Here is a 19,935-nt window from a genome sequence, read left to right on the forward strand (position 1 = left end):
TGTCGCTCCCGAGCGCGCACGCACGCATCACAGCGACCCCTGGAATTCGAGCACGCGCGTCTTGAATTCGTCGGGCACGGCCAGCGTCGTGTTGTTCGCGTAATCGAACATCACGTGCGTCGACACGCCGCGCGCGACGATGGTCTGGTCGTCGCGCTCCATCAGGTGTTCGAGATCGAAGCTCTTGCTGCCGAAGCGCACGATGCTCGAGCGGACGGTCAGGTTGTCGCCGAACTGGGCCGGTGCGAGGTACTCGCACTGCGTCTTCACCATGATGTGCGGCAGTTTCTCGGTGCGCGGCAGGCCGAGCAGATCGAACATGTAGCAGAGGTACGAATGCTGCAGATAGTCGTAATAGACGGGGCTGCTCACATGCCCCATCGAATCCGTATCGCGATACTTGACGTGAATGGGGGTTTCGTAATGCCGTTTCGACATGGTGACTCTCCGCAATGACTGGGTTGAGTTATATTTTCGAGCCCGAATGGCCTGTCGGGCATCCGAAAATTAATCGAACGACTATCGGGCCGCCACTATCAGAACGAATAGCGAAGCGTGGTGGAAAGCCGCATGCGGACGCATTCGCCGCTGCAAGATCACAGCCTGATTTTCGAACGAAAACCCAATGAACGTTCCATTCGACACCCGCGAACAGGCATGACGACAGGATCCTCAATTATCGAATCCGACGCTTATTTACCTCATTCATAAGGTTATGAATTAGAAACTGATAACTATGTTAGTTGCGCGCCGAAAGCACCATTCAATACAGTCGCGCTGTAGTAAAAAGTCACGTTCATTATCGACAGGAGGGCAGTCCCCATGCATGCAAACGCCTGGACGACAAACCGCGACGCCGTGCTGCGCTTGCCGTCCCCTGCGGATCTGGCCGGCGCGCTGCCGCCGGCGTGGCGCGCGTCGCGCACAGTTCATACGACCCGCCGCGCGATCGTCGACGTGCTCGACGGCGCCGACGACCGGCTCGTGGTCATCGCCGGCCCGTGTTCGATACACGATCCCGACGCCGCGCGCGACTACGCGGCACGGCTCGCGCTGCAACGCGCGCGCTTCGCGGACGAGCTGGAAATCGTGATGCGCGTGTATTTCGAGAAGCCGCGTACGACGGTCGGCTGGAAGGGGCTGATCAACGATCCGCTGCTGGACGGCAGCGACCGGATCGACGTCGGACTGCATACGGCCCGCGCGCTGCTGTGCGACATCAACGGCGCGGAGATGCCGGCCGCGACCGAGTTGCTCGATCCGCTGTCGCCGCGCTACCTGGCCGATCTGATCGCCTGGGGCGCGATCGGCGCGCGCACCGTCGAGTCGCAGGTGCATCGCGAGCTCGCGTCGTCGCTGCCGATTCCGATCGGCTTCAAGAACGGCACCGACGGCAATGTCCAGGTCGCCGTCGACGCGATGCGCGCGGCGGCGCACGCGCACCGGTTCCTGTCGATCGATGCAGGCGGCCGGCTATGCGCGAGCGCGTCGCCCGGCAATCCGCATACGCACGTCGTGCTGCGCGGCGGACGCGAACCGAATTTCGACGCGGCCGCGGTGAACGCCGCCTGCGAACGCATGACGGCCGCGCACTTCGCACCGCGCGTGATGATCGACGTCAGCCACGGCAACAGCCGCCGCCAGTACCGGAACCAGCTCGCCGTCGGCGCGGAAGTCGCCGCGCAGGTGGCGGCCGGCGATACGCGCATCGTCGGCGTGCTGATCGAATCGAACCTGATCGAAGGGCGGCAGGATCTCGTGCCCGGCGTGCCGCTGCGCTACGGGCAGAGCATCACGGATGCGTGCCTGTCGTTCGCCGATACCGCGCAGTTGTTCGAGACGCTCGCGCACGCGGTGCGTACGCGGCGACGCGGCCACCCGCTGCCGCTCGGCGCCGAGTTCGCGCACGAGCCGCTGCTCGCCTGCTGCGCGTGAGCGGCCCGGCGCGACACGCTCAGATGGCGGCTTCGTCAAGGATGCGCGTCGCGTCGCCGGCCCACGCGTCGCGATAGCGGGCCAGCCAGTGCTCGGCCTGCGTGGGCGCACCGGCGACGATCTCGTCGAGCGGCGCGAGATACATCGATTCATCGCGGCCGGCCGCATCCGTGCGCGCCCGCGCGCGCAGGCCGCGATGCGCGATCGCGAGCGCATCGGCCGCGATCGCGCGTAACGACCGGCCGCCGGCCAGCGTATCGAGCCCCGTACACGGCACGTCGCGACGCAGCGCGAGCAGCGTGCCGCGGTCGATCTCGGCAGCCAGCGTCCCGGCATCCGACAGTGCCGCCGGATCGTACAGCAGGCCGGTCCAGAACGCGGACAGCGCGACCATCATGTCGGGCGAGCCGGCATCGGCGCCGCGCATCTCGAGATAGCGCTTGAGCCGGACCTCGGTGAACACGGTCGTCAGATGGTCCGCGAAATCGCCCAGCGTCGGCGTCTCGCCTTCGAGGTGCGGAATGCGCCGCCGCATGAAATCGCGGAACGTGTGCCCGGTCGCGTCCGCATAACGATCGCCGCGCCGCACGAAATACATCGGCACGTTGTCGAGCAGCCAGCTCACGTAGCGCTCGAAGCCGAAGCTGCGCGACAGGAACAGCGCCGGCGCGCCGCAGCGATCCTCGTCGGTATCGAGCCACGTGTGCGCGCGCGTCGACAGCAGGCCCGACGGGCGGCCGTCGCGGAGCGGCGAATTCGCGAACAGCGCGGTGGCGACCGGCTGCAACGCGAGCGACACGCGCATCTTGCGCGCCATGTCGCTTTCCGATGCGAAATCGAGGTTGACCTGCACGGTGCAGGTGCGCTGCATCATGTCGAGCCCGCGCGTGCCGACCCGCGGCATGTAGCGCCGCATGATCGCGTAGCGCTGCTTCGGCATCCACGGCAGCGCGTCGCGCGACAGGTGAGGGTGAAAACCGAGCGGCACGCAGCGCAGGCCGAGCGGATCGCATGCCGCGCGGGCCGCGGCGAGGTGCGCGTGCAGCTCGGCGTGCGTGTCGTGCAGCGTATCGAGCGGGGCGCCCGACAGTTCGAGCTGGCCGGCCGGCTCGAGCGAGATCGCGGCGCCGTCGCGCTGGATCACGCCGACGGTCTGCCCGGCATCGACGATCGGCGTCCCGTCGCCGCGCAGCCGCGCCAGCACCTCGGCGATGCCGGACGGCCCTTCATAACGCGCAGCCGCATGCGTCGCGCGGGAAACGACGAACTTCTCGTGCTCGGTACCGATCCGGAACTGCGCGGCCGGCTTGCAGCCGGCGGCCAGATGATCGGCGAGCTGCTGCTCGGAGACGATCGGCGTGTTGTCCGATCCGACGGCGTTCGACATCGACATCCTCCACAGGTCACATTGGGCGACCGACCGGCCGGTCGCACGGCGACTATAGCGACGTCGATGCGCGCGCAGTACTGGCAGGGGTGATAGGGGCGGTGCGAGGCCGCGCGACATTACGGCTGCTTGCGCTTCGCGAAGTAATGCGCGGGCGAATCGCCGAACGCGCGGCGGAACATCGCGATGAAATTGCTCGGCGTCGCATAGCCGAGCGCGTCGGCGATGTTGGCGACGCTGTCGCCGTTCGCCAGACGTTCGAGCGCATGCGTGAGCCGCGCCTGTTGCCGCCACTGCGCGAAGCTCGTGCCGGTTTCCGCGACGAACAGCCGGCTCAGCGTGCGGGCGGACAGCCCGGCCCACTCGGCCCACGCGTCGAGCGTGCGGCTGTCGTGCGGCTGCCCGAGGATCGCATTCGCGATCCGCAGCAACCGCCGGTCGTGCGGCATCGGCAAGTGCAGCGGTTCGTGCGGCGCGCGGCGCATCTCGTCGAGCAGCACGACGCTCATGCGCGCCTGTTCGATGTCGAGCCGGTCCTGGTCGGCCCACGACACCGCGCGCCGCACGAGCGCGCGCATCAGATCGGTGATCGCGATCACGCACGGCTGGTCCGGCATGCGGCGGCTCGCGGCTGGCGCGATCACGACGCTCCAGCCGCTCAACGCGCCGCTGATGCTGACCTTGTGCTGCTCGCCCGGCGGAATCCAGCCCGCGCGATGCGGCGGCAGCAGCCACGAACCGTGCGGCGTGCGCACGTGCGCGAACCCGCTTTCGACGCAGAACACCTGGCCGCGCAGATGGCTGTGCCAGTCGACCTCGCGCGTGCCGAGCTGGTAGGTATTGCTGCCGTCGTCCTCGCCCCAGACGGCGATCAGCGACGGGCCGTCCGCGCGTTCGCTCGGATCGGCGTCGGCGCGTTGCGCCGCGCGGGCGGGAGAGGCTTCTCGGATGGGCATGGCCGGAATTCATTATTTTTTGTCTAAACAACATTATCAGCTTTACCCGGGAGCGTCCAACAATGCGTGTCGTGTTCAAACCCAAACGAAGCAGAGGAACGCGATGCACGCAGCACTTGCTCCCTCGCCACGCGATGCCGTCGCGCGGCGCGTCCTGTCGCGCATGGCCGCAATCGTGGCGCTCGCCATGCTCGGCGCATGCGCGAGCCGCGACGGGCTCGCGCCGGCCGGCACGCTGCGCGGCGCCGATACGCTCGCCGCAGCGCGCAGCCTCGCGCATGCGCCGGCCGCCGACTGGCCGGCCGCCGACTGGTGGGTTGCGCTGAACGATGCGCAGTTGAATGCGCTGATCGACGAAGCGCTTGCCGGCAATCCCGATCTCGCGACCGCCGATGCGCGTGCGCGCGAGGCGCAGGCGCTCGTGATCGAAGCACAGGCTGCCCGCTTGCCGCATCTGGTCGGCCGCGCGGGCGCGAAAGGGGAACGCACGTCCGGCACGCAGTTCTCGAAAGGCGAGGGCGGCGGCGTCTTCAGCCACACGCGCGAAATCAATCTCGGCCTGAGCTGGGATCTCGATTTGTGGGGCGGCCGCCGCGCGGCGTGGGAAGCCGCGCTCGGCGAAGCGCGGGCCGCGCAGATCGATGCACGGGCCGCGCGCGTGCTGCTGTCCGTCAACGTCGCGCGCGCCTACGTGAATCTCGCCTATGCGTTCGATCAGCAGGACGTCGCGCGGGCCGAATACGATCGCGCCGACGAAGCACTGTCGCTGACGCGTCAGCGTGTCACGAAAGGCATCGACAACGTCGCGCAGCAGCGCCAGGCGGAAAGCGAAGTCGCGGCCGCGATGCGCGAGCAGGCACGCGCGGCGCAGGCGATCGACAGCGCGCGCATCGCGCTCGCGATCCTGCTCGGCGCGGGCCCCGATCGCGGCCTTGCGCTCGCGCGGCCCGCGCCGCTGCCCACCGCCGCGCTCGCGGTGCCGGCCGACCTGCCGGCCGCGCTGCTCGGCCGGCGCGCCGATCTCGTCGCCGCACGCTGGCGGGTGGAAGCCGCGAGCCGCAACGTCGCGGCCGCCCGCGCGGACTTCCTGCCCGACGTGAGTCTCACCGCGCTGATCGGCCTCGCGACGCGCGGCGGTGCATCGCTGTTCCAGGCAGCGTCGCGCACCTACAACGTCAGCCCGGCCGTGAGCCTGCCGATCTTCGACGGCGGCGAACGGCGCGGCGTGCTGCGCAAGCGCGACGCGCAATACGACGTCGCGGTCGCCAGCTACAACAAGACGCTGATCGGCGCGATCGGCGAGGTGGCCGACGATCTGCACCGGCTGCATTCGCTTGCCGTGCAGGCCGATGCGCAGCAGCGCGCATTCGATTCCGCCAGCGATGCATGGCGGCTCGCGGACGCGCGCTACCGCGCGGGCGTCGGCAGCTACCTCGACGCGCTCGTCGTGCGCCAGCAACTCCTGATCGCGAGCCGCGAAGTCGCCGCATTGCGCGCCCAGCGCGCGGACCAGTCGCTGCAGCTCGTTGCCGCGCTCGGCGGCGGCTTCCGCGCCGAGCCGGACGACGTCGCGCTCGCCGCCACTCCTTCCCACCGTCCTTGACATCGAACCATGAGCAGCGACAACACCCTGCAGACTCCCGCGCGGCCCGCAGCCGCCGATCCGGCCAGCGCCCGCCAGCAACCGTCGGCCGACCACACCGGCGCGCCGCGCGCGCCAGGCGGGTCGGACGCCCGCACGCAACCGGCACCGGGCGGCGCCGCACCGGCCACGCCGCCGCCCGCAAGACGCAAGCACCTCGTGCGTGCGCTCGTCGCCGCGTTCGCGCTCGGCATCGTCGGCTGGGGCATCTGGTACGGGCTCGTCGGCCGCTGGTACGAGTCCACCGACAACGCATACGCACAAGGCAACGTCGTCGAGCTGACGCCGCAGGTGACGGGCACCGTCGTGTCGATCGACGCGGACGACGGCGACCTCGTCCGCGCCGGCACGCCGCTCGTCCGTCTCGACGCGAGCGACGCGCAGATCGCGCTCGCGGCCGCACAGGCCGACCTCGCGGCCACGGTGCGCAAGGTGCGCGGCCTGTACAGCAACGAGCGCGGGCTCGCGAACAGCATCGACGGCGCGCGCGCCGATCTCGACGCGCGGCGCACCGCGCTCGACAAGGCGAAGGCCGACTACCGGCGCCGCGAGGATCTCGGCCGCTCCGGCGCGATCTCGCGCGAGGAGCTCGCGCATGCGCTCGATACGCTGACGTCCGCGCAAAGCGCGTACGCCGCCGCGCAAAGCGCGCTCGCGACGTTGAGCGAACAGCACCAGACGAGCAAGGCGCTCGTCGACGACACCGCGGTCGCGTCGCATCCCGACGTCGAGGCCGCGGCGTCGCGGCTGCGCGCGGCCTATCTTGCCCGTGCGCGCACCGACATCGTCGCGCCCGTCACCGGCTATGTCGCCAAGCGCACGGTGCAGGTCGGCCAACGCGTGTCGCCCGGCGTGCCGCTGCTCGCCGTCGTGCCGCTGCGCGAGCTGTGGGTCGACGCGAACTTCACCGAAAAGCAGCTCGAGCACATGCGGATCGGGCAACCGGTCGAGCTGACGGCCGACCTGTACGGCGACGCCGTGCGTTATAAGGGCCGCGTGCAGAGCCTCGGCGTCGGCACCGGCAGCGCGTTCTCGCTGCTGCCCGCGCAGAACGCGACCGGCAACTGGATCAAGATCGTGCAGCGCCTGCCGGTGCGCATCGAGCTGACGGATCCATCGCAACTCGACGCGCATCCGCTGCGCATCGGCCTGTCGATGCACGCGCGCGTCGACCAGCACGACCGCAGCGGTGCGATGCTGTCGCGCCGCGCGCAGGACGCGCCGGTGTTCAGGACCGACGTGTACCGCGACGAGCTCGCGCGCGCCGACAGCCTGATCGCCGACGTCGTGCATGCGAACCTCCCGGCGGCGGTGCGTGCGGAGCGTGTGCGATGAGCGGCCCGATGCCGACCGCGGACAGCGGTTTTCGCCCGTCGAGCGTCGCGCTGACGACGTTCGGCCTCGCGCTCGCGGTGTTCATGCAGGTGCTCGACGGCACCGTCGCGAACGTCTCACTGCCGACGATCGCCGGCAACTTCGGCGTCAGCACGACGCAGAGCGCATGGGTCGTCACGACGTTCTCGGTCAGCAATGCGATCGCGTTGCCGCTGACGGGGTTTCTCGTCAAGCGTGTCGGGCAGGTCCGGCTGTTCGTGTGGGCGACGCTGGCGTTCACGTTCGCGTCGCTCCTGTGCGGCCTCGCGCAAAACCTGCCGCAGCTCGTCGCGTTCCGCGCGCTGCAGGGCCTCGTGGCCGGGCCGATGATCCCGACCACCCAGGCGCTGATGCTGTCGATCTACCCGCCGCAGCGGCGCGGCTTCGCGCTGTCGATGATCGCGATGGTGACCGTCGTCGCGCCGATCGCGGGCCCCGTGTTCGGCGGCTGGGTGACGGAACATTACTCGTGGCGCTGGGCGTTCCTGATCAATCTGCCGATCGGCGTGTTCGCCGCGATGTGCGTGTTCGCGCAGATGCGCGCGCGCGTCGAGACGACGGTCGCCGCGCGCGTCGACTATGTCGGGCTCGCCGCGCTCGTCGTCGGCGTCGGCGCGCTGCAGATCGTGCTCGACAAGGGCAACGAAGCCGACTGGTTCAATTCGACGTTCATCGTCGTGATGTCGGTGGTCGCCGCGTTCGGGATCGCGCTGTTCCTGATCTGGGAACTCAACGAGCCGAACCCGATCGTGAACCTGCGGCTGTTCGCACATCGCAACTTCGCGGCCGGCACGCTGACGCTCGTGCTCGCGTACTCGGCGTTCTTCGCGGTCAACGTGATCGTGCCGCAGTGGCTGCAGCGCACGCTCGGCTATACGGCGTTCTGGGCCGGGCTGGCCGTCGCGCCGATGGGCGTGATCCCCGTGCTGATGACGCCGTTCATGGGCAAGTATGCGCCGCGCTTCAACATGCGCGTGCTCGTGTGCTGCGCGTTCGCGATCCTCGGCACGTCGTCGTTCCTGCGCGCGGGCTTCGTACCCGACGTCGACTTCACGCACATCGCGCTGATCCAGCTGCTGCAAGGCCTCGGCCTCGCGCTGTTCATCATGCCGATCAACAGCATCCTGCTGTCCGACCTGAAGCCGGACGAGATCGCCGCGGGCTCCGGCCTGTCGACGTTCCTGCGCACGCTCGGCGCGAGCTTCGCCGTGTCGATCACGTCGTTCCTGTGGGACCGGCGCGCGATCCTGCATCACGCGCAGCTCAGCGAACACCTGAGCAGGTTCGATCCGGCCGTTCGCGCCGAACTCACGCAGTTGGGCGGCGGCGATCCGCAACGCGCGGCAGCGCTGCTCGGCAATCTGGTCGACGCGCAGGCGTACCAGATCTCGTTCAACGACGTGTCGTTCGCGCTCGGCTGCGTGTATCTCGCCGTGATCGCGGTGGTGTGGCTCGCCCGCCCGCCGTTCGGCCCCGGCGCTGCCGCGAAACGATGAAGCGGGTGCCGCGCGGCCCGTTCCGACCCATGCTGTTCAACTCGATGGAGACTGACCCGATGCCTACCCACCACGCTGGAAACGCGCCGTCCGCACTGGCGACGCTCGCCGTGTTCGACGTCACGGAATTCCCGCTCGTCGTCGTGCGCAACGACGCCATTGCCGCCGGCGGCTACGCGCAGCGCTGGCTCGACGACATGCACGCGCTGATGCGGCACGGCGAGCCGTTTGTCATGATCTTTCCGCCGGCCCGCCCCGACGAGCCGCACGACGACCGCAAGGAGCGCGGCATGTGGCTCAAGCAGAACCGCGCCGCGCTCGCCGCGGTCTGCCGCGCGCTCGTGTCGGTCGAACCGGACCCGAACGAGCGTGAAGCGGCCATCGCGAACGCATCCGGCATCGAAAAGGCGTTCGGGATCCCGTTCGACGTGACGGCTTCGCTCGACGACGCGAAGCAGGCGGGTCGGCGACGTCTGACCGAGGCGGTCTAGCGCGGCCCGTTCGCGCGCAACGCCTCGAACCGGTTGCGCAAGTCCGCCTGATTGCAGATTCCAACTAATAAACGGGGTGGCTTGTATGAAAGGACTGGATTGTCTGAAATGGTTGGTACCCGGCGACACGGACGCGTCATGGCAGCGGATGACCGACGCGGCCGCCGGCATGGGGTTCGACAAGGTCGTGCTGATCGTGCTGCCGTTTGCCGGCGCATCGTTCGATCTCGCGCGCAAGTGGAGCAGCGGCGTGCCGGGCTGGACGGCGCTGTACCGGCAGCGGCAGTTCGACCGCATCGACCCGATGCTGCAGCATTGCTTCCGTTCGGCGCTGCCGCTCGTCTGGGACGCCGCGCTGTTCGGGCTGCCCGGGCAACGGCCATGCTACGAGGCGGCGGCCGCGTACGGCATGCGCAGCGGCGTCGTGTTGCCCGTGCGCGGCCCGAAGGGGGAGGTCGGCATGCTGTCGTGCGCGAGCGCGGACGATCTCGCCACCACGTGCGAGCGCTGCGACCGGCATCTGGCGGCGCTCACGCTGCTGCGCGACATCGCCTGCGAAGCGATCGCCGGCACGCGCTGCCACGCACCGCCCGACAGCGTGCCGCGTCTGAGCCGGCGGGAGGTCGAGTGCCTGCGCTGGCATGCGGCCGGCAAGACCTCGTGGGAAATCGGCCACATCCTGAACGTGACCGAGTCGTGCATCAACTTCCACTTCATGAACATCCGCCGCAAGTTCAACGTGTCACGTCGGCACGAAGCCGTGCTGCGCGCGGTCGAGTGGGGGCTGATCAGCATCTCCGACGTGACCGTGCAGACCTGATGCCGGCGTCCCGTCGAGCCAGCGGTCGAGAAACGCGCTGAGCCACGCGGCCGTCGCGCGGTCGTGCCGGCAGCCTTCGTTCGCCTGCGTCGCGAGATCCTGCGCGCCGGGCACCCCCAGCTTGTGCGCGGCCGCCGTGCTCCAGCGCCGCATCATCGGATAGCTCACTTCCGGATGGAACTGGACACCGTACGCGCGCGGCCCGTAACGGACGGCCTGGTTCTCAAAATGCTCGCCGGTCGCGAGGATCTCGAGCCCCGCGACGCGCTCGAAGCCCTCGCGATGCCACTGATACACATGCGACGGCCATGAACCGAGCCGCCGGCCGGCCGGCGTCGCGGCGATCGGCCAGTAGCCGATTTCCGCGCGCCCGTCGCGATGCGCGTTCACGCGACCGCCCAGGTGGCGGATCATCATCTGCGCGCCGAGGCAGACGCCGAGAAATGGCGCCGCCTCGCGCAGCGGCACGCCGATCCAGTCGATCTCGTCGCGGATCCAGCGATCGCCGTCGTTGGCGCTCATCGGGCCGCCGAACACCACGGCGCCCGCATGGTCGGCGAGCGTCGCCGGCAACGGATCGCCGAGCGGCGGGCGCCGGATGTCGAGCGGATGGCCGCGGGCGGCGAGCAGCCGGCCGATCCGGCCGGGGCTCGACTGTTCGCGATGCAGCACGATCAGGATCGGACGAAGGGCGGAATGCGTCATGTCGTGAGGTCGGTAGAAGGTCAGCCCGGCTGGCCGCGCAACGCGTCGAACGACACCATCACCTGTTCGCGGTAGGCGGGCCGTCGGCACAGGCGGGCGTACCAGGCCTCGACGTGCGGCAACGGCGGCCGCTCGACGTCGAGCGAGAAATAGCGGAACAGCGTCGCGCCGGCCGGGATGTCGGCCAGGCCCGGCGTCGCGCCGCCGAGAAACGGCTGGGTCGACAGCAGCCGGTCGAGCAGCCGGTAATGCGTCGCGCTGCGCGCGGCCTTGTCGCGCACGATCGCATCGTCGCGCCGCTCCGGCGGCGTTCGCACGAGTGCCCAGAACAACCCGGTCATCACGTCGGGTTCGAGCGCGGTCTGCGACCAGTCCATCCAGCGCTCCGCGCGCGAACGGGCGAACGTGTCGCGGCACCAGAACGGATTGTTCGGCACGCGCGCGGCCAGATAGCGCAGGATCGTGTGCGACTCCCACACGACGTCGCCGTCCCAGTCGATCACCGGGATCCGGCAGGTCGGATTCAGCGCCGCGAACGCGGGCGTCTGCAGCGAGCCGTGCTCGCCGCCGGCCGGAATATGCCGGTAAGGCAGGCCGAGCTCGCCGATGAGCCACAACACCTTCTGCACGTTGAACGACGTGCGGCGGCCCCAGACGGTCAGCATCGCGCCGCATCCTCGCAGGCGGCAGTCGACGCGCACGCCGCGTAGCGGTCGAGGCCCGCCGCCAGATCGGCGATCAGGTCGTCCGCATCCTCGAGCCCGATGTGCAGGCGCACGCCGCGGCTGCCGGCCGGCCAGCGCGCCGCGAGGCCGTGCGCGTCCAGTTCGAACGGCAGCGCGAGGCTCTCGTAGCCGCCCCACGAATAGCCGAGCCCGAACAACGTCAGATGATCGAGAAACGCGTCGATCGCATGTGCGGGAGCCGGTTGCAGCACGATCGAGAACAGCCCCGACGCGCCACGGAAATCGCGGCGCCACAGTGCGTGGCCCGCGTCGCCCGGCAACGCCGGATACAGCACGCGCTGCACTTCGGCGCGCGTCGCGAGCCAGCTCGCGACCGCAAGCGCATTGCGCTGATGCTGCCGCAGCCGCACGCCGAGCGTGCGCAGCCCGCGCAGCGCGAGATACACGTCGTCGGGGCCGGCGCACAGTCCGAGATCGCCATGCAGTTGCTTCAGCGCGGGCCATGCGCGCGCGTTGGCCGACACGGTGCCGAGCATCGCATCCGAGTGCCCGACCAGATACTTGGTGCCGGCCTGGATCGACAGGTCGATCCCGAATGCATGCGGCTGAAAGAACAGCGGCGTGGCCCAGCTGTTGTCCGCGAGGACCAGCGCACCGTGCGCGTGCGCGAGCCGCACGAGGGCAGGGATGTCATGCATGTCGAACGTGTAGGAGCCGGGCACCTCGACGTACAGTGCACGCGTGTTCGGACGAAACGCGGCTGCGACGGGCGTGCTGCCGTCGTACCACGTCGTCTCGACGCCGAGCCGCGCAAGCACGCCTTCGCATGCGTGACGCACCGGGCCGTAGACCGATGCGGTCATCAGCAGATGGTCGCCGGGCTTCAGGCACGACAGCAGCGCGAGCGTGCACGCGGACAGGCCCGACGGGCACAGCACCGCGCCGGCGCCGCCTTCGAGGCGCGTCACCGCGCGCTCGAGCGCGTCCGTCGTCGGTGTGCCGCGACGGCCGTAGATATACGGCTGCGTGCGGTTCAGCAGATCCGACACCGTCGGGCTGAGCACGGTCGACGCATGGTAGACAGGCGGATTGACGAAGCCGTGCCACGCGGCGCTGTCGCGGCCCGCGTGCGCGAGCCGCGTGTCGTCGTGCAGGCCGTCATGCGCGCCGTCGCGCGGCGGCGGCGGTTCGTCACGCTTCACGGCCATAGCGCACACCGTTCCCAGCGCGCGCCGGCGCGACGATAGGCCTGCCGCGCGAAACGGCGCGAACTGTCGGCCCGCCAGAACTCGACTTCGTCGGGGGCCAGCGCATACAGGTGCCAGTCGGGCGACACGAGCGCCGGATCGGCGGCCAGCCGTTCGAGCTGCGCGTCGATCGCACGCGTCAGGTCGGCCGGATCGTCGAGCCGTTCGCTTTGCCGTCCGGCCAGGATGCTCGCGCGCGACCGCTCGGGGCGGCTCGCGAAATCGGCATGGCCTTCTGCGTCCGGCAACCGCTCGACCGGACCGCTCAGCCGGATCTGGCTCGCGATCGCGGGCCAGTAGAACGTCAGCGCCGCGAACGGCCGGTTCGCGAGCTGGCGGCCCTTCGGACTGCGTGCGTTCGCCGCGAAATGCCAGCCGCGCGCGTCGACGTTCAGCAGCACGACGGAACGGGCATCGGGCCGTCCGTCCGGGCGCACCGTCGACAGCGTCGTCACCTGCGGTTCGAGCGCGCCGGCGGTCACGGCCTCGTCGAGCCAGCGTTCGAACTGCGCGTGCGGCGTGTCGGCCCAGTGGTCGGCCGGCACGTGCGGCGCGGCATGCGCGAGGGTTTTCAGCGCCTTCAGGCGCGTGGCGATCGTATCCATGGCGGTACTCACGCGATGCCGAATTGCGTCGCGCGGGCGATCAGCCGATGCGCGGCGAGATAGTCGGGGACTTCCGCGAGGAAGCCGTCGACGACGGCCGCGGCCACGCGGCGGCCGCCGGAGGTACGCCGCGCGTGATCGAACGCGTCGATCACGCGACGGGCGAGGGCGACCTCGTCGGCCGTCGGCGTCAGCACGCGATTGACGACCGGCACGAATTGCGCGTTGACGATCGCTTTCGCCTGGTAGCCGAGGCTGCGCGACACGCGCATGTCGAGTTCCGCGCCTTCGTTGTCGGCATAGCTGTACGGGCAGTCGATCGCGGTCACGCCGACCGCCGCGCATTCGACGCGAAAGCGCGAGCGCACGTAGTCGAGCTCGCGGCCCGCACGGGTGCGCTCGGCGCCCATGTCGGCCACCATGTCCTCGGTCGCGACGAGCACGGCCGACACGCGCGGGCTCGAGCGCGCGATCGCCATCGTGTTCACGAGGCCGAGCGTCGTCTCGACGTTCGGCACCAGTTCGGTCGAGCCCGGCACGATGTCGTATTCGCGCTCGAAGCGCGTGACGGCTTCGTCGAGCGCGACGACCTGCTCGGGCGTCGCGACGTACGACATCATCACGATGTCCGGGCGGCCGCGCATCGCGGCGCGCAGGTCGTCGATGCCGCCCGCGTCGAGCGGATTCACGCGCACGGACGCCAGCACGCCGGCATCGCGCCAGCCCGCGAGCACCCGCTCGCTCAGTTCGCGCGCGGCCGGGCGCCGGTCGGGCGGCGTAAAGGTTTCGAGTTCCTGGATCAGCACATCCGCGCCGCTCGCGGTGCCGGCAACGAGCGCATCGTGATCGGCGCCGGCGAGAAACAGCCAAGAGCGGCGCAGGCGGGAAGGGCGTCGGTTCGTCGGTGTCATGCGTGGTTTCCTGTAAGGTGCGCGGTGCGCGCGGCGATGGCGCGGGCGATCAGCCGGCGCGCATCATCTGGTTGAAGATGTTCTTGCGATGCATTTCCTCGGTGCCGCCGACGCTCATGAAGCCCAGTGCGTCCGCCGCGAACGCGGCCACCGGCCCGGCCTGGTAGCCGAGGCTGCCGTACAGCCGCACGAGGCCGAGCGCACTGTCGACGAGATCCTGAGCGCCGACGAGCTTCGCGATCGAGCATGTCATCAGCGCGTGCGGGTGATCCGTCAGCAACTGCGCGAGCGCGCCTCGCGCGAGCCACGTGCCGCGCTCGATGCCGATCTGCAAATCGACGAGGCGGCGCTGCACGTACTGGTGGACATCGATCGTGCTGTCGAAACTGCGTCGCTCGCGGCAATAGCCGATCGCGTCGCGCAGATAGGGCGCCGTCACCTGGGCGGCGACGAGGCCGTAATAGAGCCGGCCGAGCGAGATGATGTCGATCAGGTTGCCGAGCCCGGCGCCCGGTTCGCCGAGCAGCTGCCCGCGCGTGATCGGACAGTCGTCGAAATGCAGCGCGCCGGTGGGCAGGTCGTCGAGGCCGAGCTTGCGGTCGGGCGGGCTCACCGTGATGCCCGGCTGGTCGCGATCGACGATCACGAGCGCGGTGTTGCGCCGGCCCGGCGTTTCGATGCGCGTGACGACGAGGATGAAACGCGCGAGCGGCGCATGCGCGATATTGAATTTGCTGCCGGTCAGCCTGTAGCCGTCGCCGTGCTCGGCGAGCGTCGTCGCGATGCTGCGCACGTCGGTGCCGGTGCCCGGCTCGGCAATCGCGGTCGCGCTCAGTTCGCCACGCAGGATCGCACCGAAATAGCGGTCCTGCTGCGCGGCCGTGCCATACCGTTCGAGCGCGCGCACCATGCCGGCCTGCGCGATCACCGACAACAGCAGCGCCGGGCGGCGGATCGATGACGCAAGCCCTTCGAGCGCCGCGGAAAAGTGCCACCAGCCGTGACCGTCGCCGCCATACGTCTGCGGCACGATCATGTCCCACAGTCCTTCCTGCCCGAGCTTCATCCAGCCGGCTTCGTCGAATCCGGCGGGCGCGCGGCCGTCGCGTTCCACGGCGGCGGCGATTCCGGCGCCGATATCGCGAAACCGCGCCCGCGTCGCGTGCTGCTCCTGCGTCCAGTCAAATGGCATCTGTCGTGTCTCCGGTCGAAGCGGCGCGGCCTTCGACGGCGCGCCAGCGATGACGACAAGGTTAAGGGGGCACGGACAGCGCAGGTACTGGCAGTAGTGGTAGTTGCCGCGCCAATGACGGCGATGACACCGGCACATGGCGTGCCGGCTTCGCGTTGCCGGTCCATTGTTTCCGCACGACCAACTGTGAAGTCTTCCGCCAGGCATTTATCGGGTGGGCGGCCGTCCCGATAATCGATGCATAAGGTCAGGGCAGGGTACGCGGCGATCCGGTGGCGACGCGCCCGACCGGCAGGAAAAGGCGGAGGGCACGATGGATACGATGGCGCCCGAATGGGCGGCCTGCGTCACGGCCGGGCAGGATGCGCCGGCGCTCGGCGTCCGGCGCGTCTGGGACGCGCGGGACGGAACGCCGATCCTCCTGCGTGCGATCGAGCCCGACGATCTCGACATCGAACGCGAACTGGTCGACCGGCTGTCGAGCCGCAGCCGCTACCTGAGGTTGATGTCCGCACGTAAGCCGACCGAAGACGAATTGATCCGATGGACCCGCATCGATCGCCGGCGGGAAGGCGCGGTGATCGCGACGATCCGCGCCGGCGGTCGCGAGCGTTTGATCGGCGTTGCGCGTTATGCGATTGACGATGGAGCAACCGAGATCGTCGAATGCGCGATCGTGATCGACGACGCATGGCAGCGGCAAGGGCTCGGCCGTATGCTGCTGTCGAGCCTGATCGATCTCGCGCGGCGCTCGGGCATGCGGCAGATGGTCGGCACGATGCTGACCGAGAACGATGCGATGAAAGGCCTTGCGCGTTCCGTCGGATTCACGCTGTCGCGTCAGCCGGGGAGTGCATTCGTGACGGATCTGCGGCTCGACCTGGATACCGTTGGGGAGCCTGACGAAGGGCGCTTGCAGGCATCCGGGCCGTCAGGACACGCGGCAAATCACGGGGATTCACCCGCTCTTGCCGGATCGTAGAACAACGCAAAGAGCTCGGATTGCGACCCGACACCGAGCTTTGCGTAGATATGCTTTTTATGCGCACGCACGGTCTCGAACGAGATCGACAGTTTCTCGCCGATCGCGCGCGACGAGAACCCGCTCAACGACAACATCGCCACTTCGATTTCGCGCGTCGTCAACGCACCGCGTCCGCTCTTGCCGGTCAGCGTGCCGAAGCGCGCGTGCGGATCGGGCAGCTCGCTTTCCGTTGCACGCGGCGCCTCCTTCACGGCGAACGTCTCGAAGCGCAGGCGCTGCTGCATCAACGACAGCACCCACGGCGTGTACAGCGTGAGCAAGGCTATCTCGCGCTCGTCGTACTTGCTCGTCTTGCCGAGCGAAAAACCCAGCGTGTGATCGCGATCGATCACGACGTTGAAATGCACTTCGTCGCCGACGATGTTCTTCTTGAAATAGCGCTGGTAGTACTCGGTCATCCGGAAGTTGTCCGGCGCGACGTCGGCCAGCGTATAGAAGCCCGACGCCTGCGTTTCGAATGCGGCGAGATAGAACGGATCGAGCTGGTAGAGCGCGGCAAGGTAGTCCTGGAACATCAGGTCGATCTTGCCGTCCGGCATCGCCTGTTCGGCGAGCACGAGCGGCGCGCCATCGCGTGCGAAACGCAGCGCGACCCAGTTGTCGAAATCCAGATGCCGTTCGAGCACGCGCGTGAGGCGCGCCCAGAAATGCGGGCCATCGAGCGCGTCGATGGCCGAACCAATCTCCCGATGAAAAGCGAGATCTCGCCATTCGAGGTCCATCGTGTGCTCCGGTGAGGGTAACCCTGGTGGGGAATTTCTGGTCAAAAATAATAACCCGATAATCGACCTCACTTCGGCAGGCGGCGGTGGAGGCTGCTGTGCTCGACGAAGCGTCGCATGCGCGATGCAATGGATACGACACGCGAATGAAAGGGTATTGGAAGGAGTGGGCTTCATGCAGGTAGAACTCGCACAACTCGCGCTGGTCGACGGCGACGTCGCACACAACACGCGCAAGGTGATCGACACGATCGGGCGCGTCGATGTGGCAGGCGGCACGAAGCTGGTCGTGTTCCCCGAAACGACACTGTCGGGCTTCCCCACGCGGGACAACGTCGCCGATGTCGCGCAGACGCTCGACGGTCCCGCGTTGTCCGCGGTACGCGATGCGGCACGACAGAAGGGCGTCGCCGTCGCGGTCGGCCTCGCGGAACGCGACGGCGGACGGTTCTACAACAGCACGGTGCTCGTCGACGATCAGGGCGAGCTCGTGCTGCGCTATCGCAAGACCCATCTGTGGGCGTCGGATGTCGGCGTATTCACGCCGGGCGACCGTTTCGTAACCTGTCCGTGGAATGGCCTGACGGTGGGCCTGCTGATCTGCTACGACATCGAATTCCCCGAGACGGCGCGCGCGATCGGTGCGCTCGATGCCGATCTGTTGATCGTCACCAACGGCAACATGGATCCGTTCGGCCCCGTGCATCGCCGTGCGATCGCGGCGCGTGCGATGGAGAACCAGATGTTCGCGCTGATGGTGAATCGCTGCGGCTCCGGTGATGACGGCCTGACATTCGCCGGCCAGTCCGCACTGGTCGATCCGTTCGGCGAGAGCAGGCTCGAGCTCGGCCGGGACGAAGCCGTCGTGCAGACGAGCCTCGATCTGACGCGTCTCGAAGCAAGCCGCGAACACTACAGCTATCTGCACGACGCACGCGTGACACTCGGTCTCGCGCCCATCGAGGAGCCGAACGGACGCCGCGCGCTGATGATCGACGCGCGCCGTCACCGCACCGGGTAATCCGGCTCACTCGCTGTTCCTCTGCGACATCGCGCGGGCGTCACGCCCGGCGGTGCCGGCTCATTCCATTGAAAGGCCTGCCACAGGCACTCGATCGGCCTCGAAGGCCCAGGAGATAACATGCAAGCGTCGTCATCCCACGAACCCGCGCGCCTGAAGCGCACGCTCGGCTTGCCCTCCGTGCTGCTGTTCGGCCTCGCCTATATGGCGCCGCTGATTGTCTACGGTACGTACGGCGTGCTCGCCAAGGCCAGCGACGACACGGCCGCGCTCGCGTACCTGCTCGCTCTGGTGGCCATTGCGTTCACCGCGCTCAGCTACGGCAAGCTTGCGCGGCTCTTTCCGGCGGCAGGTTCCGCTTACACGTACACGCGCAAGACGTTCAACCCGCATCTGGGCTTCATGATCGGCTGGGCGACGCTGCTCGACTATTTTTTCCTGCCGATGGTGATCTGGCTGATCGGCGCGGCCTATCTGAACGCGGCATTTCCGCATGTGCCGACGTGGATCTGGATCGTCGCGTTCATCGTGCTGACGAGCGGCCTGAACATCGTCGGCATCGAACTGGCGGCACGCTTCAACATCGTGCTGATGATCGTGCAACTGGCGATCGTCGCGATGTTCGTCGTGCTGTGCTGGCACTACGCGTCGGCGGCGGCAGGCGCGGGCGGTATCGCGATGGCGGAGCCGTTCTTCAAGCCGCATGTGCCGTTCGGCGCGACGATGGCCGGTGCCGCGATCGCCGCGTACTCGTACCTCGGCTTCGACGCCGTATCGACGCTGACCGAGGAAACGATCGATCCGAAAAAGAACATGCCGCGCGCGATCCTGCTGATTGCGCTGATCGGTGGCGCGATCTTCGTGATCGCTGCGTACACGATGCAGCTCGCACACCCCGGCGTCGAGTTCAAGGACACGGATTCGGCTGCATTCGAAGTCGCGAGGATGATCGGCGGCGACCTGTTCGTGACGGTGTTCCTGGCAGGCCTGATCCTCGCGCAGTTCGCATCGGGCATCTCCGCGCAGGCGAGCGTCGGCCGGCTGCTGTATGCGATGGGCCGCGATGAAATCCTGCCGAAGCGGATCTTCGGGTTCATTCACCCGCGCTTCAAGACGCCCGCGATCAACATCACGCTGGCCGGCGTCGTCGGATTGATCGCGTTGAAGCTGGATGTCGCCACGTCGACGTCGTTCATCAACTTCGGTGCGTTCCTTGCCTTTACGGCCGTCAATCTGTGCGTGATTCGGCTGTACCTGTCGGGCAATCACGGCGGCGAGCGCAGGATCGGCGTGCTCGGCGGCATCGTCTTTCCGGTGATCGGCGCGGTGGCCGATATATGGCTGCTCGTCAGCCTCGAGAAGACGGCGCTCGTGCTCGGCGTCGTGTGGTTCGCGCTCGGGCTCGTGTATCTGTGCTGGATTACGCGGCTGTTTCGGCAGGCACCGCCGGAAGTGGCGATTTGACGGGACTCGACGAAACCGATGACCAGCCGGCGGACGGTCAGCTTACGCGGCCCGAAAGCGACATTTCAACTTTGCTCAGATGCGACATTTCAACTTTGCTCTTACAACTTGTGTCATACCCGGATTCAGATGTCCACCTTCCAGCTATTTAAAAATGTCCGGTTTTAAGGTTGGTTTTGCTGTGTCTTTTTCCTCGTTTTGACCGTTACGCAGTGTCGAAGGTCGGCGCCTGAACG

The 19,935-nt window shown here is 68.2% G+C and carries 19 protein-coding genes; 9 read left to right on the forward strand and 10 right to left on the reverse strand.

The genetic code is table 11. The features are described from left to right. Positions 1-27: 27 nt before the first annotated feature. The gene (locus LGN10_RS11435) at positions 28-438 is read right to left on the reverse strand and encodes an acyl-CoA thioesterase (RefSeq protein WP_059585355.1); all 411 of its coding nucleotides are present in this window, start codon (positions 436-438) and stop codon (positions 28-30) included. A gap of 384 nt (positions 439-822) precedes the next feature. On the opposite strand from LGN10_RS11435, the gene LGN10_RS11440 reads away from it, so the two are divergent. Beyond that, entirely contained in the window at positions 823-1,935 is a 1,113-nt protein-coding gene (locus tag LGN10_RS11440) for a 3-deoxy-7-phosphoheptulonate synthase (protein ID WP_060009590.1), read from the forward strand. Positions 1,936-1,954: 19 nt separating this feature from the next. On the opposite strand, the gene LGN10_RS11445 is transcribed toward LGN10_RS11440, so the two are convergent. Both LGN10_RS11445 and LGN10_RS11450 read right to left on the reverse strand, forming a co-directional pair. Continuing rightward, entirely contained in the window at positions 1,955-3,322 is a 1,368-nt protein-coding gene (locus LGN10_RS11445; RefSeq protein ID WP_226223368.1) for a glutamate--cysteine ligase, read from the reverse strand. 119 nt (positions 3,323-3,441) lie between these two features. Continuing rightward, on the reverse strand, positions 3,442-4,278 hold the full coding sequence (locus tag LGN10_RS11450; protein WP_059585357.1) for an AraC family transcriptional regulator: 837 nt from the start codon (positions 4,276-4,278) through the stop codon (positions 3,442-3,444). Positions 4,279-4,441: 163 nt separating this feature from the next. On the opposite strand from LGN10_RS11450, the gene LGN10_RS11455 reads away from it, so the two are divergent. From LGN10_RS11455 to LGN10_RS11475, 5 genes are all read left to right on the forward strand, one after another. Continuing rightward, positions 4,442-5,881 carry an efflux transporter outer membrane subunit gene (locus tag LGN10_RS11455; protein WP_226223370.1) on the forward strand — a complete coding sequence of 480 codons (1,440 nt, stop codon included), beginning with the start codon at positions 4,442-4,444 and terminating at the stop codon, positions 5,879-5,881. A 9-nt stretch (positions 5,882-5,890) separates the two neighbouring features. Beyond that, on the forward strand, positions 5,891-7,255 hold the full coding sequence (locus LGN10_RS11460) for an efflux RND transporter periplasmic adaptor subunit (RefSeq protein ID WP_081059345.1): 1,365 nt from the start codon (positions 5,891-5,893) through the stop codon (positions 7,253-7,255). Continuing rightward, positions 7,252-8,790 (forward strand): DHA2 family efflux MFS transporter permease subunit, encoded by a 1,539-nt coding sequence (locus LGN10_RS11465; protein ID WP_226223372.1) that lies wholly within the window; start codon positions 7,252-7,254, stop codon positions 8,788-8,790. The genes LGN10_RS11460 and LGN10_RS11465 overlap by 4 nt, the downstream gene beginning before the upstream one ends. Positions 8,791-8,849: 59 nt before the next feature. Further along, complete coding sequence (locus LGN10_RS11470) at positions 8,850-9,281, forward strand: hypothetical protein (RefSeq protein ID WP_226223374.1); 432 nt, start codon at positions 8,850-8,852, stop codon at positions 9,279-9,281. A gap of 85 nt (positions 9,282-9,366) precedes the next feature. Then, entirely contained in the window at positions 9,367-10,101 is a 735-nt protein-coding gene (locus LGN10_RS11475; protein WP_081075301.1) for an autoinducer binding domain-containing protein, read from the forward strand. On the opposite strand, the gene LGN10_RS11480 is transcribed toward LGN10_RS11475, so the two are convergent. The 6 genes from LGN10_RS11480 to LGN10_RS11505 are packed head-to-tail and all read right to left on the reverse strand — an operon-like array spanning position 10,024 to position 15,447. After that, positions 10,024-10,806 (reverse strand): glutamine amidotransferase, encoded by a 783-nt coding sequence (locus LGN10_RS11480; protein WP_063896780.1) that lies wholly within the window; start codon positions 10,804-10,806, stop codon positions 10,024-10,026. The genes LGN10_RS11475 and LGN10_RS11480 overlap by 78 nt on opposite strands. 20 nt (positions 10,807-10,826) lie before the next feature. Then, positions 10,827-11,471, reverse strand: coding sequence for a glutathione S-transferase family protein (locus LGN10_RS11485; protein ID WP_063892451.1), 645 nt, complete (start codon positions 11,469-11,471; stop codon positions 10,827-10,829). After that, a complete protein-coding gene (gene metC / locus LGN10_RS11490) occupies positions 11,465-12,700 on the reverse strand; it encodes a cystathionine beta-lyase (RefSeq protein WP_226223375.1) in 1,236 nt (411 codons plus the stop codon). The genes LGN10_RS11485 and metC overlap by 7 nt, the downstream gene beginning before the upstream one ends. Continuing rightward, positions 12,691-13,344, reverse strand: a complete 654-nt coding sequence (locus tag LGN10_RS11495; RefSeq protein WP_059585364.1) for a pyridoxal 5'-phosphate synthase — start codon at positions 13,342-13,344, stop codon at positions 12,691-12,693. The genes metC and LGN10_RS11495 overlap by 10 nt, the downstream gene beginning before the upstream one ends. Before the next feature lie 8 nt (positions 13,345-13,352). Then, the gene (locus LGN10_RS11500) at positions 13,353-14,255 is read right to left on the reverse strand and encodes an HpcH/HpaI aldolase/citrate lyase family protein (protein ID WP_226223377.1); all 903 of its coding nucleotides are present in this window, start codon (positions 14,253-14,255) and stop codon (positions 13,353-13,355) included. A gap of 49 nt (positions 14,256-14,304) precedes the next feature. Next, positions 14,305-15,447 carry an acyl-CoA dehydrogenase family protein gene (locus LGN10_RS11505; RefSeq protein ID WP_059585366.1) on the reverse strand — a complete coding sequence of 381 codons (1,143 nt, stop codon included), beginning with the start codon at positions 15,445-15,447 and terminating at the stop codon, positions 14,305-14,307. Positions 15,448-15,760: 313 nt separating this feature from the next. On the opposite strand from LGN10_RS11505, the gene LGN10_RS11510 reads away from it, so the two are divergent. Further along, complete coding sequence (locus tag LGN10_RS11510; protein WP_226223378.1) at positions 15,761-16,429, forward strand: GNAT family N-acetyltransferase; 669 nt, start codon at positions 15,761-15,763, stop codon at positions 16,427-16,429. On the opposite strand, the gene LGN10_RS11515 is transcribed toward LGN10_RS11510, so the two are convergent. Then, positions 16,396-17,214 carry a response regulator transcription factor gene (locus LGN10_RS11515; RefSeq protein ID WP_226223380.1) on the reverse strand — a complete coding sequence of 273 codons (819 nt, stop codon included), beginning with the start codon at positions 17,212-17,214 and terminating at the stop codon, positions 16,396-16,398. The genes LGN10_RS11510 and LGN10_RS11515 overlap by 34 nt on opposite strands. A 175-nt stretch (positions 17,215-17,389) precedes the next feature. Here LGN10_RS11515 and LGN10_RS11520 point away from each other — a divergent pair, with 175 nt between their 5' ends. Both LGN10_RS11520 and LGN10_RS11525 read left to right on the forward strand, forming a co-directional pair. Further along, positions 17,390-18,235, forward strand: coding sequence for a carbon-nitrogen hydrolase family protein (locus LGN10_RS11520; protein ID WP_226223382.1), 846 nt, complete (start codon positions 17,390-17,392; stop codon positions 18,233-18,235). Positions 18,236-18,355: 120 nt separating this feature from the next. Next, positions 18,356-19,699, forward strand: coding sequence for an APC family permease (locus tag LGN10_RS11525; RefSeq protein ID WP_059585370.1), 1,344 nt, complete (start codon positions 18,356-18,358; stop codon positions 19,697-19,699). The last annotated feature ends 236 nt before the right edge of the window (positions 19,700-19,935 follow it).

The sequence above is a fragment of the Burkholderia sp. AU32262 genome (genome assembly GCF_020419985.1).
Classification (GTDB): Bacteria; Pseudomonadota; Gammaproteobacteria; order Burkholderiales; family Burkholderiaceae; genus Burkholderia; species Burkholderia semiarida.

Coding starts and splice junctions, on each gene's coding strand:
- LGN10_RS11435 (WP_059585355.1), bottom strand. CDS start 438: ATGTCGAAACGGCATTACGAAACCCCCATTCACGTCAAGTATCGCGAT.
- LGN10_RS11440 (WP_060009590.1), top strand. CDS start 823: ATGCATGCAAACGCCTGGACGACAAACCGCGACGCCGTGCTGCGCTTG.
- LGN10_RS11445 (WP_226223368.1), bottom strand. CDS start 3,322: ATGTCGAACGCCGTCGGATCGGACAACACGCCGATCGTCTCCGAGCAG.
- LGN10_RS11450 (WP_059585357.1), bottom strand. CDS start 4,278: ATGCCCATCCGAGAAGCCTCTCCCGCCCGCGCGGCGCAACGCGCCGAC.
- LGN10_RS11455 (WP_226223370.1), top strand. CDS start 4,442: ATGGCCGCAATCGTGGCGCTCGCCATGCTCGGCGCATGCGCGAGCCGC.
- LGN10_RS11460 (WP_081059345.1), top strand. CDS start 5,891: ATGAGCAGCGACAACACCCTGCAGACTCCCGCGCGGCCCGCAGCCGCC.
- LGN10_RS11465 (WP_226223372.1), top strand. CDS start 7,252: ATGAGCGGCCCGATGCCGACCGCGGACAGCGGTTTTCGCCCGTCGAGC.
- LGN10_RS11470 (WP_226223374.1), top strand. CDS start 8,850: ATGCCTACCCACCACGCTGGAAACGCGCCGTCCGCACTGGCGACGCTC.
- LGN10_RS11475 (WP_081075301.1), top strand. CDS start 9,367: ATGAAAGGACTGGATTGTCTGAAATGGTTGGTACCCGGCGACACGGAC.
- LGN10_RS11480 (WP_063896780.1), bottom strand. CDS start 10,806: ATGACGCATTCCGCCCTTCGTCCGATCCTGATCGTGCTGCATCGCGAA.
- LGN10_RS11485 (WP_063892451.1), bottom strand. CDS start 11,471: ATGCTGACCGTCTGGGGCCGCCGCACGTCGTTCAACGTGCAGAAGGTG.
- metC (WP_226223375.1), bottom strand. CDS start 12,700: ATGGCCGTGAAGCGTGACGAACCGCCGCCGCCGCGCGACGGCGCGCAT.
- LGN10_RS11495 (WP_059585364.1), bottom strand. CDS start 13,344: ATGGATACGATCGCCACGCGCCTGAAGGCGCTGAAAACCCTCGCGCAT.
- LGN10_RS11500 (WP_226223377.1), bottom strand. CDS start 14,255: ATGACACCGACGAACCGACGCCCTTCCCGCCTGCGCCGCTCTTGGCTG.
- LGN10_RS11505 (WP_059585366.1), bottom strand. CDS start 15,447: ATGCCATTTGACTGGACGCAGGAGCAGCACGCGACGCGGGCGCGGTTT.
- LGN10_RS11510 (WP_226223378.1), top strand. CDS start 15,761: ATGGATACGATGGCGCCCGAATGGGCGGCCTGCGTCACGGCCGGGCAG.
- LGN10_RS11515 (WP_226223380.1), bottom strand. CDS start 17,214: ATGGACCTCGAATGGCGAGATCTCGCTTTTCATCGGGAGATTGGTTCG.
- LGN10_RS11520 (WP_226223382.1), top strand. CDS start 17,390: ATGCAGGTAGAACTCGCACAACTCGCGCTGGTCGACGGCGACGTCGCA.
- LGN10_RS11525 (WP_059585370.1), top strand. CDS start 18,356: ATGCAAGCGTCGTCATCCCACGAACCCGCGCGCCTGAAGCGCACGCTC.